Raw genomic sequence first — 11631 nt, 5'->3', positions numbered from 1 at the left:
GATATTTAGCCGACAAAGGAAAAATATGCCAATAAGAATGAAAGTCAGTAACTGCAATGAATATAACAAATTTCTTCAAGAAAGGGGAAATGTTTTTCATTATATCAACGATGCCATTGAAAATTGGTACGAAAATAGTCCAAAAGTAGCAGGTGGCAACAATGTCTACAGCGACAAAGTAGTGATTCTAATTCACATAATAACCTATCTATTCAGGATTGGTCTTAGGCAAACAGTGGGATTTATAGAGAAATATCTTGAGCAAATAGGGAAAATTTTGCAAATTATCAGCTATTCGCAGGCTTCAAGAAGGTTTAAAAAGCTTAATATCAAAATCAACGACTGCAGAGTTGATAAGAACGATATGGAAGATATTGAAATTGCTATAGATAGTACAGGTATCAGCATCTACAATAATATTCCAGGCCATAGTAAGGCAAATGGTACAGATAGAAAGTATCGCCGCTATGAGCAAACAAGAAAGCTACATGTAATGCTAGAGATAGGTAGTAAAAAAGTTATAGCTGCAAAATACAGTAGTGGAGTTTATTCCGACCACTATGGAGCCTGTGATCTTATTGAAAGAGTGGATACCAAGTATAACATAAGCACGATATATGCAGATAGGGCATATAATCGAAAGAAGTTATACAAACTGTGCGATGAGCTTGACATAAAGACAAGGATTCCTCCGCAAAATAATGCAGTAGAGCATCCAAAGTTGGATTATATGAATGAGAGAAATTCTACAATCAAGCTCATAAAGTCATATGATGAAGATGGTATGAAGAGGTGGAAAAAAGAGATAAATTATTGGAAGAGATCTTATATAGAAAGTTTTTTCTCGCGACTGAAGCAAATATTTGGATTTAGTTTTAGGAATAAATCTGAGATTAATCGTGAGAAGGAACTGCTACTCAAGTGTTATTTGCTTAACAAATTTACTGAAATAGGCATGGCTAAGTTTGATATAGCTTCATGAATTTATTATACATTACCCACTATCCGAAGAGCTGTGCAACAAAGCCATTCTAGTGTCACGTGCTGGAATGACACCTATTTGTTCCTATAGTTGTCTTTTCTCGTCTATCTTATTTTGCCACCCTGCTGCAATGAGGGGTAGGTAAGACCATTTATTATTTTCACTACGTGACTTTTGCTCTTTTGAATGAACTTTAGTTTATATCTCCAGCAATGACAAGCGCGTTATCTTCCCTTAATCTCCCACCGCTTTCTTGCAGAAAAAGCCTACCGAGTGAAGTTTTATATTTATTAATTCCAGAGTAAATTATTCCATTGTATCTTCCGGCAGCAAGATATGCAAAACCTAGTACCGTTGAGCCAAGGGAGCGTAGATTATTATTGTCAAGTGGTAATTTATTTAACAAATTACCACTTATGTCTATTATTCCCCCTTCACGAGCTTTCATCCGCATTTTTACATGGCGAGATTTGAAATCTTCAAGAAAAGCTCCTTTCTTTTCCTCTGCCCAGAAAGTTTCTCTAAGGGCTGGAGCATCAATCACAGCTGCTACAACTCTGTTTTTATGAATGAGACAAACTGATACTGCAAAATAAACCATACAACTAAAAAGGTTTTCCTTGCCTTCTATAGGCATAATAAACCAAATATAACCGCCGTCTTTTAGATCTTGGCCCACATCGTCTTCAAAAATAAAGTCATAGTTCTGGTTGTAGTTTTTCAAGCAATCGTATATAAGTTGCTTGGATTTTGAATAAGTTTTATTGATAAAGTCTGCTGACTTAACGCTTGAAATTTGCAATTCATTAAAATCACGTATAAGCTGCTTGGAGGCACTGCGTACAGAATCAAGCATCACATTGATTCGTGGTGATGAAATGGCCATTTACTCTTTTACTCTTTCGTAATAGCTGTTATCAGGAGTATGTAATACAATTTTATCCCCTTCTTTTATAAATTGAGGCACGTTAACACGTATTCCGTTTTCCAAAATTGCAGGCTTATAAGAAGCAGTAACAGTCTGACCTTTGATAACAGACTCTGTCTCTTTTACAGTTAGTGTAACGTGATCAGGCACATGTGCAGAAATTATTTTATCTTGATAAGTTACTACTTTAATTTTCATATTATCTTGCAAATAAGCCTTCTTTTCCCCTAATAAGTCTAAATTTATAACAATCTGCTCGTAACTACTTGGATGCATAAGATTTACGATATTCCCTTCAGTAAAGAGATAAACATATTCCTCTTCATCTAAAATTGCCCTTCTGATTGTTGCATCAGAGCGAAACCTCTCATAGTACTTTGCTCCTGTTTGGATATTTTTCATTTCAGCTTGTATATATGCACCACCCTTACCAGGTTGAGTATGCATAATACTTATAACCGAAAATAAACCACCGTTATGTTCTAGTACCTGACCTGGCCTGATATCATTAGCCCTTTCTGCCATAATTACACTTTTAATTTGGTCTGATTATTATAAATAACTTTATACAAATATCAAAATTTTTATTGGCCAATGAATTCTGGCATGTTGATTACTATATACCTTTCCTTCATGTTGATGTATGGAAATACTTCTTTAGTAAAAGATAACATAATGTTTTTTTTTGTGCTGATAACCAAAATTTCTAATATATCCCCCGAGCCGAAATTATTCACAGACTTCACATAGCCATATAATTCATTACTCTCTAGTCTTACTTCCATATTCACAAGATCATCTTGGTAAAATTCATCCTCATCATTTAACTGTGGTAACTTATCTCTTTCTATATATAACTTTTTATTTCTTAAAAGCTCTGCTTCATTACGGGAATTCACACCGCTAATTGTTGCTATTACTAAATTATTACTGACAACAGACACCAAGCTTATTTTATAATTTTCACTTCCGATTATTAGTTCACCATATAGGAAAATATTTTCGGGCTTTTCAGTAAAGGTTTTTATTTTGACAGCTCCTTTGATTCCATGGGGAGAAGTAATTATTCCGAGGCATATATTCATATTAATATGATAGTTGAAATCAGCTTTTTGTCCATAGAATTGACAATTTACTGAATTAACATACAATTAATATTGTAATAATTATAGCGGGTAATGTGTGAGTTCTATCAGTAATCAAGAAAGGCAAAGTATTATAAGTAGCTTAGAAAAAATCAACTGCAAGCTAAAAGGTGAATCTATAAAACTTGATGATACAAAGGAATCTATAATAGTAGCACGTCGTAAATCTGTTGTTAAAGGGATATTGGAACATCTCAAAAACCCTTCCATTGCTAACTGTAATGTTATGATCGATGCAGAAACTGGGTTTGGCAAGACTTACGATATTGGAATGTGGAGCCATGTACTAGCCCAAGCAGGGTTTCATCATCTGGTTGCAGTACCAAACAGTGATCTAGTAAACCAAGCTAAAAAAATGATGAGTAGTGCATTTACTGTAAACATTAGGACACCTAAAGCTGCTGAGGAAATTAAAAATGCACTGAAGGCAACTAAACCTACAACAATTATAGTGACACATGACCTGTTATTACAGCAAGAAAATGATCGGAAATTAAAAGACCAAAATACCAAGTTGTGGATTAGTGTTGATGAAGCAGACAGTATTAATAAGCAGCAGGATTTTGAGAACATGTGCAAGCTTGATGAGAAATATCCTACGACTTACCTCACTGCAACACCAAAGAGAAGGATTTTAAATAGATGCGGAAAAGTTATCAGCCCGACAAGATTGAGTAGACGTTGTATTGCAAACGCCATCGACACAGCAAGTGTTATTGCAAAAACCAATAGGAGAACAAATTTCACTCTAGCATTTGTAGTGAATATTGCTGTTACTATAATACCTATGATTACATTATTTCCTGTTATAAATAGTAATGTTGCTGCTGTAATTGGTCTAACTTCAGATTATTGGCTGTATTCTGCTTTGATTGGAAACTTATATTATACAATTTCTATGTTTATATTTGGTATAGTAATGTTGCCAATTTGGTGGGTACTAACTAAAGCAACTGGTGTAGAGTCAAAAGAACTGCTTTCTAGATTTCTTGCTAACGTGCGTAGCTTATTTACTAGAGAAAAATCGAGCCCAGCTCATGAATATGTTGAAGAGAGCGAAGAAGTTTTTAATTACAATAAGCTTGTTGATACCGATGATTTATTAACTTCTATAAGATGGAATGTGCAAAGCCCAATTGGAGAAAGTGCTCTGCTTTTAGCTGATGATGTAAATAGTATAGTTAATCTTAACTTTGCGTTGCAGGGTAGAGATAATTTAGTATATGAAGGTAGTACACGTTATGAAGTGTATAATAAATTTCAGCCTGAAGGGATGTCTTATCAAGACTATAGGCTCAAGTTACGCGAAGCGAACTTTATAAGCTGCGTTAAAAAGCAACATCCTAGTCTGACAGAAGAGCAGATATCTGAATTAAAAGAAAAGGTGGATTTCAGTAGTACTGCTGAATATCTAAAATATAGAGTAATGCATTCAATGATCGATCTTACTCTCTCATATTTAATGCTCACTTTTACCCACAATTTTGAGAGGTCATGATGTGAAGCATAACTATGCTCTCCTTAAGATTTTCATAGCCCCGCCATAGAGTCATAGCCCCTGGTAAATTATCACTTTTTCTATTCATAAATCCACCTAATTTTCCTAACCAAATAATAGCTTGTTTTATGTTTGGAGGTTCTTCTGGTAATGTAGCTACTTTATGCTCACGTATGAAAAGGGCCTTCCACTCTTCATTGCTTAAAATTTTAGTACAGGTTTCCATGGGATTTGATAAAGCGACTTTTGTTAAATATAAAATTTTAAATGCAATAATGCTCTTTATAGCAATTAATTTCTGTAGCCTTTCCTTTGTAGTTAAACGAGAGCTTTCTATTTTACATCCTGATTTTAAAACCCTGAAATACTCCTCAATTTTCCATCTTAGCTTATACCAATTTATCCTTTCTATAGCATCTAAAGTGCTATTAACTGGTACATTAGTCAACAAAGTCCAATCAATAGCTTCCAATCCTTCAGGAGGATTTGTTTCTTTTGCACTTACCACATATACAGGGATTTTATCACTTATTTTATGCACTCTGTCTTTTGATCCATAAATTGAAGAAGATCTGATAGGTATATAGCCTTTCATATACTTAACTTCAATATTAGCTTTCCTTGATCTTTGGTTTCTACCTTTATTAACTTCTAGAGAAATTTTCTTCTTTACTGGCAGTTGAGTGATGCGTGTTTGCAAATCTGTTTTTCCAATTTCAGTGCAGATAAATCTTCTATTAGTTCGATTACGGATTACATAAAAACTACCTAATGTCTCAGTGATCCATAAAAATTTGAAGATATCTGCCTCTCTATCACCAAGGGTAACAAGTTGTACATTTGCAGGAAGGTTGTTTATGCTTTCTTTGAGAGCTGTTATCCACTTATAACTTTCTTTTTCTTCTATGGAGGTACGGTATTTCCTGTTTGCTTTTTCTTGTGACGTTTCTTTTTCCCTAATAGAACGTGCCCAACATTGTTGAGAAGATAGACCTAAAGGTAATCCGTCTTTGCTGACTATTAAGGCACTGTGCAACAGTAAACCCATTTTATGCTTCGTATAAGCTTTAGAAATACTACCTAGCCTCTTGGTTTTTATATGAGAGTCAAAATCCAAATAACTTGTATCTTGAACTGAAAAAACAAACTGATTTCCTTTCATTCTCTCCATAGTTTCTTTGTAATGGGAAGAATAAATTTCCTTATCCTTAAGCTTTTCATTGCTAAATAATCTGTATGCACCCTTAGCTTCTTTCCATCCACTACAGCTTTGATTAATTGATCCAGACGCCTTACCCTCTATACAATAGCCTGTTTTAATAAGTCTCTTATTAAGTCTTGTATCTCCTAAATTAACGTGTTTTAACTCTCTTTCCAGCCATTTATCCCCTAAGCCATCAGTATATTGCACATTTGTACTTACTTCACTCATTTTAATCCCAAATTTATTTGGTATCCATTTTACTCGCTTTTTTATTTGTGGGTAAAAGTGAGGGTATGAGGGGGGAGAAAAAATAGGAGAGCTTGTTCCTTATCCTTTATCGATAGGAACATATATTGAAGTACGAGATTTATTTTTTGCCACACCAAATAGACTAAAATTTCTCAAAACCGAAAGGGCAGAAACACAAAGCATTGTTGATATTGTAAACAACTTAGCAATGATCAATTATGGAATTGAGTTTACTCTTATCTCCGATAATAAGAAGCTTCTTAAGTATGCTAAGCAGAACTCATTATTTAGCAGGCTATGCGAAGTAGAAGAAGAATTTCATGAAAACTCTTTGCAAATTAGTGAAGAAGAAGATGGCATTAGACTTACAGGATACATCTGTAAACCTACTGTCAATCGTAGCAATTCAACTCAGATCTATACATTTGTTAATGGTAGACCAATTAAAGATAATCTACTTATTGGTGCAATTCGTTATGCGTATCACGACCTTATTCCAAGCAATAGATATCCTTTTGCAGCGCTGCACTTAGAGATACCGTATGATCAAGTTGATGTAAATGTGCATCCAAATAAATCAGAGGTAAGGTTTCAGAACAAGAGGCTAATATATGAAATAGTGAGAAGAGGGCTAATAAAAGTGCTATCAAAGAGAATAGATCTTGCAGAAACTGTATTGGCTCAGAATGGAACAAAAACGAATCATCTATCATCAGATCCTTTTAGTAGGTCTAGTCTTAAAAATGAATTTTATGGAAGAAGGTCGGATCCTTTTGAAAACCAGTTAATGAGAAAATTTACTTCTCCAAATATAGAGACAAAAAGCTTATCAGAACATTCAAAATCGTTTGATTATACTGGTATGCAAAAATCTCCTCCACGAGCAGAAACTACAATTTTGGAAAGGAAACAAACCGATCTAATAAGGGACTATCCACTTGGGTTTGCACACTGTCAAATCTACAATACTTATATTATTGCCGAGGTAAGAGACAAACTAATTATAGTAGATCAGCATGCAGCCCATGAAAGACTAGTATACGAGTGCTTAAAGGAGAAATCAAGTATAAAAAGACAAAAACTTCTTTTGCCTGAAATGGTTGAAATCAAAAGTCAAGCCGGTATGGAAATGATAGAAGTTTATAAGGATAAGCTTTTCGAAATGGGCTTTGATATCGAAATTAAATCAGAAAATGCGATCATAGTAAAAGAAATACCTGCAATCTTAGGGTCAATAGATGTGAAGAAAATGCTAATTGATATAGTGGATAGATTAATAGAAATAGAAGATACTCTACCTATAGAGGATAAAATAAATAAAATACTAGCTACAATTGCTTGTCATGGATCAATTAGAGCAGGTAGAAAGATGAAATTAGAGGAGATGAATGAGTTGTTGAGGCAAATAGAAAAAACACCATATTCTGGACAATGCAATCACGGAAGACCAACCTATATAGAAATGAAATTAAGCGATATTGAAAAGTTATTTGAGCGAAGGTAAGAAATTGTCACAAATGTGTATAGATTATACAACCCTAGTTTCGTCATCTCAAAACTCAGATACACAATTGTTCGAACATTGCAATTTGCAGGTAATTTGTATAGTAGATAATGTCATTCTATTACTTGACGATGATTTATTATGCAGCTACTTGATTAAAATTAAGTTTCCTAAATCCCAGGCATTGTCTTTTATGTTAATAATTAATATACAACTAAAGATACTTATCAAAAACGACAATAAAGAATTCAAAAAAAGCCAGAAATTCTGTAGAATTGACCATATCATATAGAGAAAAAGGAAGTGTATGATCACATCCTTCACTCCGATCATTAATCTGCAAACAAAATAGTTTTGCATTTTTTGATAAGATTAAGTAATATCAGCGTATTAGTTATACAATTAATAATTTTTATGGATGAGCGTAATCCTTGGAATCTTGGAAAGAAACCGTCAGGTTCAAGTAATGAAGATATTTTAAGTAAAGCTGTGTCTGATATAAGATGCTTTTTTAATGGCTTAACCAGAAATAGAGGGAAAAAACCTTATTTCATCATTTTTATTGTTTTGTTGTTTTATCTTTGTACTGGTTTCTATATTGTCCATCCGAGTGAGGAAGGTATAGAACTTACTTTTGGCAAATATTCCAATACAGAAACATCTGGTTTGCGTTATCACTTTCCCTACCCTATTGGTAAGGTTTTTAAAGTGAATGTTAAAGAAGTAAATCGTGAAGAAATTGGGATAAGCAGCTCTTATGGGCGAGATACAGATCGTGGTGAAGGAGTGATGCTTACCGGAGATGAGAATATAGTCAACGTTAACTTTGAGGTCCAGTGGCGAGTTAGAGATGCCAAAGATTATTTATTCAAAGTGCGGGATTATAAACCTGGTTTCAGCGTTAAAAATGCTGCTGAAAGTGCTATGAGAGAAATAATAGGTAAAAATACGATCTCTTTTGCACTCGAAGGTCAAGGTAGGGCTGAAATCTCCAGAGATACTAGAATTTTATTGCAACAGATTCTTGATGGATATCAAATGGGTATAGAAATTTTATCTGTTCAAATGAAAAAAATTGACCCACCAGAAAAAGTGATTAGCTCATTTAGGGATGTACAAAGTGCTCGTGCAGATAAGGAGCGTACTATAAACGAAGCATATGCTTACAGTAATGATATTATACCTCGTGCAAAAGGTGAAGCAATAAAGATAAAATTAGATGCAGAAGCATATGAGAACGAAATAATAAATGAAGCGAAAGGTAATGCAAATCGCTTTTTATCTCTTTATGAAGAATATAGACAAAATCCTTCTCTTGTTAAGAATCGTATTTATCTTGAAACTATGGAAAATATTTTTAGCAAGGTAGATAAATTTGTTATAACAGACGATCTGAAAGGTATGTTCTCTTATTTACCTCTTACAAATCTAGGAAAATAGTCATGAGTAGTAATATTAAAATTGTTTTTGCTTTTGTATTTGTTGCATTATTGATTGCATTATCTAATTCAATCTTTGTTGTTCAAGAAACAAAACAAGCAATAGTTATACAACTCGGTAAAGTCGTAAAAGATGTTAGGGACAGTGGTTTATATTTTAAATTGCCATTTATAAATAACGTAGAATTTCTTGATAAGAGAATTTTAGATCTAAGTCCTGATAAAACTCCAAGGGAAGTGATAACTGCAGATCAAAAGCGTATTATAGTAGATGCTTATGCAAAATATAAAATAATAGATCCTATCACTTTTTATCAGACTGTGAAAAATGAATCAGGGCTAGTTAGAAGATTATATCCTGTCATAGAAGCTCACATAAGGGAGAATATAGGAAGATTTTCATTAATTAGTTTATTGAATGAAAAGAGATCAGAAGTTATGCAATTAATTCAACGTGGAGTTTATTCTGAAGCTGGAAAATTTGGCATAGAGATAATAGATGTAAGAATTAAGAGAGCAGATCTACCAGAAGAAAATAGTTCTGCAATATTCCGCCGCATGCAAACTGAAAGAGAAAAGGAAGCAAAAGAAATTAGAGCAGAAGGAGAACAAGCTGGACAAGAAATTAGATCAAAAGCTGATAAATTAAAAAGGGGAATTGTCTCTAGTGCAGTAAAAGAATCACATGAAATAAGAGGCCGTGGTTATGCTGAAGCAACTAGAATCTATAATGAGGCATTCAAGGTTGATGAAGAGTTTTTTAACTTTTATCGCTCTATGAAAGCTTACAGTAAATCATTTGCTGAGGGTAATACTAAATTTGTGCTTTCACCAAATAATAATTTCTTAGATATTTTGAACAAGGGATGGAAATAGTTTATGAAAAGTAAAGCATTTATTTTATCTATATTTGCATATTTTTTAATTTCATTTGCTTCATATGCTAATCTGTTTGCAAAAACAGTTGCAGATCCTGTATGTAGTTGTAATAAAGGGCTTGCTGATATAGTGGAAGAACTTATTCCCGCAGTTGTAAATATTTCAAGTGAGCAAATAGTTAAGCAAGAAAATAACAGTAGAACTAAAATCCCTTTTACGCCAAGAAATAATTTCTTTGATGACTTTAGAGAATTTTTCGAGCATTTTGATCAATTTTTCGATAGAGCTCCTAGCATTAATAGAGAAGTGACGTTACTTGGGTCTGGATTTATTATAGATAAAAGTGGAACCATAGTAACCAACTATCACGTTATTAAAAATGCCCAAGATATTACAGTTACTATGAACGATAATACTTATTTCAAAGCAGAAGTTTTAGGCTATGATGCAAAAACTGATCTTGCTGTGCTTAAGATTAATTCTGATAAAGATCTTCCTTTTGTTGAATTTGGTAATTCTGATAAAGCAAGAGTTGGTGATACAGTTATTGCAATAGGCAACCCTTTTGGTTTAGGTGGCTCTGTAAGTACAGGAATTGTGTCTGCAAGATCTAGAGACATTAGTATTGGTACTATGAATGAATTTATTCAAACTGATGCTGCAATTAATAGAGGTAACTCAGGGGGACCACTATTTCATCTAAATGGAAAAGTTATAGGCATTAATACTGCTATTTATTCCCCATCTGAATCTGGCGGTAACGTGGGTATAGGCTTTGCTATACCATCTAATCTAGCTATTTCAATTATTGACACATTAAAAAGTGGTAAAAAAATAAAACATGGTTGGCTTGGCGTGCAAGTTCAGCCTATAACAAAAGAATTTGCTGAATCCTTGAGTTTAAAAGATATCAAAGGTGCATTAGTTGCAAGCGTAGTAAAGGGCAGTCCTGCAGAGAAAGGAGGAATCAAAGTAGGTGATATACTATTAGAGTTTGACGGCAAAAAAATTGATAGAATGACGCAATTACCTCATATGGTTTCACGAACTGAGCCCGGAAAGAAAGTACAGGTTAAGTTACTTAGAAAAGGTAAAGAAGTCAATATCAAGGTTGCAATCGAGGAATCTACAAATGATGATTCAGGTAATAATCAAGAAGAAAATAAATCAACATCTAGTTATATAAGTGGTTTAACCGTTTCAAATTTGCCAAAAGAACTAAAAAACAATGCACCCACAAAGGGTGTAGTAGTTACTAGTGTAGATAGTAGTAGTAATTCTACACTACGTGTTATTAAGAAAGGTGATATAATTATTCAACTAGATGGAATCGATATTGAAAATACTAATGATTTTCAAAAACAAATTGATTCAGCAGTAAAAAAAGACGGCAAAGATTCAGTAATGCTGCTTATTTACCGCAACGGCAATCAATTTTTCACCTCAATCAAATTGAAGAAGTAGCTATTTATCTAGCTGGTCATGAAAAAATTGCTTGACAAATTTAACTAGCTTCTTTATCCTGAGGGTAAGGGTGTTTCTGTAGATTAATAAAATTTGTCCCTATACTGAAAACCTTTCCAACGAGGTTATGGAAGAACTAGATTTCAGTATCAAGCACTGGAACGATATCATCCATAAGATGAAAGAGCTGGAGTGGTAAGAAGTTCGATAATACAAAGCATTTTTATGCTCAGTTGTAAAAAAACAACTTTCTTTCACAAGTTAATTTATAACTAAATTAGTGTAAAATATAATCATATTTACTTATCATCATTATTAATCAATAATTAATACCCATAA

Annotated in this window: 9 protein-coding genes and 1 pseudogene; 6 read left to right on the top strand and 4 right to left on the bottom strand. The window is 33.5% G+C overall.

All coding sequences use genetic code 11. The annotated features are described in order from the left end of the window. Positions 1 to 25: 25 nt before the first annotated feature. A complete protein-coding gene (locus ABWU28_RS06050) occupies positions 26 to 982 on the top strand; it encodes an IS5 family transposase (protein ID WP_213863789.1) in 957 nt (318 codons plus the stop codon). Between the two features lie 193 nt (positions 983 to 1175). On the opposite strand, the gene ABWU28_RS06045 is transcribed toward ABWU28_RS06050, so the two are convergent. The 3 genes from ABWU28_RS06045 to rimM are packed head-to-tail and all read right to left on the bottom strand — an operon-like array spanning position 1176 to position 2995. After that, on the bottom strand, positions 1176 to 1868 hold the full coding sequence (locus ABWU28_RS06045) for an inositol monophosphatase family protein (RefSeq protein ID WP_353275145.1): 693 nt from the start codon (positions 1866 to 1868) through the stop codon (positions 1176 to 1178). Beyond that, a complete protein-coding gene (gene efp, locus ABWU28_RS06040; RefSeq protein WP_007302193.1) occupies positions 1869 to 2435 on the bottom strand; it encodes an elongation factor P in 567 nt (188 codons plus the stop codon). 59 nt (positions 2436 to 2494) lie between these two features. Beyond that, on the bottom strand, positions 2495 to 2995 hold the full coding sequence (rimM, locus tag ABWU28_RS06035; RefSeq protein ID WP_006014540.1) for a ribosome maturation factor RimM: 501 nt from the start codon (positions 2993 to 2995) through the stop codon (positions 2495 to 2497). A gap of 97 nt (positions 2996 to 3092) precedes the next feature. Here rimM and ABWU28_RS06030 point away from each other — a divergent pair, with 97 nt between their 5' ends. Next, positions 3093 to 4553: a DEAD/DEAH box helicase gene (locus ABWU28_RS06030; RefSeq protein WP_353275144.1), complete on the top strand. Its 1461-nt coding sequence runs from the start codon at positions 3093 to 3095 to the stop codon at positions 4551 to 4553. On the opposite strand, the gene ABWU28_RS06025 is transcribed toward ABWU28_RS06030, so the two are convergent. After that, positions 4528 to 5985, bottom strand: a complete 1458-nt coding sequence (locus tag ABWU28_RS06025; RefSeq protein WP_353275143.1) for an IS4 family transposase — start codon at positions 5983 to 5985, stop codon at positions 4528 to 4530. The genes ABWU28_RS06030 and ABWU28_RS06025 overlap by 26 nt on opposite strands. Positions 5986 to 6049: 64 nt before the next feature. Here ABWU28_RS06025 and mutL point away from each other — a divergent pair. The 4 genes and pseudogenes from mutL to ABWU28_RS06005 form a co-directional block, all read left to right on the top strand. Further along, positions 6050 to 7510 (top strand): annotated as a pseudogene (gene mutL, locus ABWU28_RS06020) (DNA mismatch repair endonuclease MutL); the annotation flags it as partial. A 414-nt stretch (positions 7511 to 7924) separates the two neighbouring features. Beyond that, positions 7925 to 8950 carry an FtsH protease activity modulator HflK gene (hflK, locus tag ABWU28_RS06015; protein ID WP_007302431.1) on the top strand — a complete coding sequence of 342 codons (1026 nt, stop codon included), beginning with the start codon at positions 7925 to 7927 and terminating at the stop codon, positions 8948 to 8950. Between the two features lie 2 nt (positions 8951 to 8952). Further along, a complete protein-coding gene (gene hflC / locus ABWU28_RS06010; RefSeq protein WP_007302430.1) occupies positions 8953 to 9825 on the top strand; it encodes a protease modulator HflC in 873 nt (290 codons plus the stop codon). Positions 9826 to 9828: 3 nt separating this feature from the next. Then, positions 9829 to 11292, top strand: coding sequence for a DegQ family serine endoprotease (locus tag ABWU28_RS06005; protein WP_213863890.1), 1464 nt, complete (start codon positions 9829 to 9831; stop codon positions 11290 to 11292). Positions 11293 to 11631: the final 339 nt, after the last annotated feature.

Origin of the sequence: Wolbachia endosymbiont (group B) of Pilophorus perplexus (assembly GCF_964028155.1) — a bacterium.
GTDB lineage: Bacteria > Pseudomonadota > Alphaproteobacteria > Rickettsiales > Anaplasmataceae > Wolbachia.
The sequence above is the reverse complement of the archived record's forward strand: the minus strand, read 5'-3'. Positions and strand labels throughout refer to the sequence as shown.

Coding starts and splice junctions, on each gene's coding strand:
- efp (WP_007302193.1), bottom strand. CDS start 2,435: ATGGCAGAAAGGGCTAATGATATCAGGCCAGGTCAGGTACTAGAACAT.
- hflC (WP_007302430.1), top strand. CDS start 8,953: ATGAGTAGTAATATTAAAATTGTTTTTGCTTTTGTATTTGTTGCATTA.
- hflK (WP_007302431.1), top strand. CDS start 7,925: ATGGATGAGCGTAATCCTTGGAATCTTGGAAAGAAACCGTCAGGTTCA.
- ABWU28_RS06005 (WP_213863890.1), top strand. CDS start 9,829: ATGAAAAGTAAAGCATTTATTTTATCTATATTTGCATATTTTTTAATT.
- ABWU28_RS06050 (WP_213863789.1), top strand. CDS start 26: ATGCCAATAAGAATGAAAGTCAGTAACTGCAATGAATATAACAAATTT.
- ABWU28_RS06045 (WP_353275145.1), bottom strand. CDS start 1,868: ATGGCCATTTCATCACCACGAATCAATGTGATGCTTGATTCTGTACGC.
- ABWU28_RS06025 (WP_353275143.1), bottom strand. CDS start 5,985: ATGAGTGAAGTAAGTACAAATGTGCAATATACTGATGGCTTAGGGGAT.
- rimM (WP_006014540.1), bottom strand. CDS start 2,995: ATGAATATATGCCTCGGAATAATTACTTCTCCCCATGGAATCAAAGGA.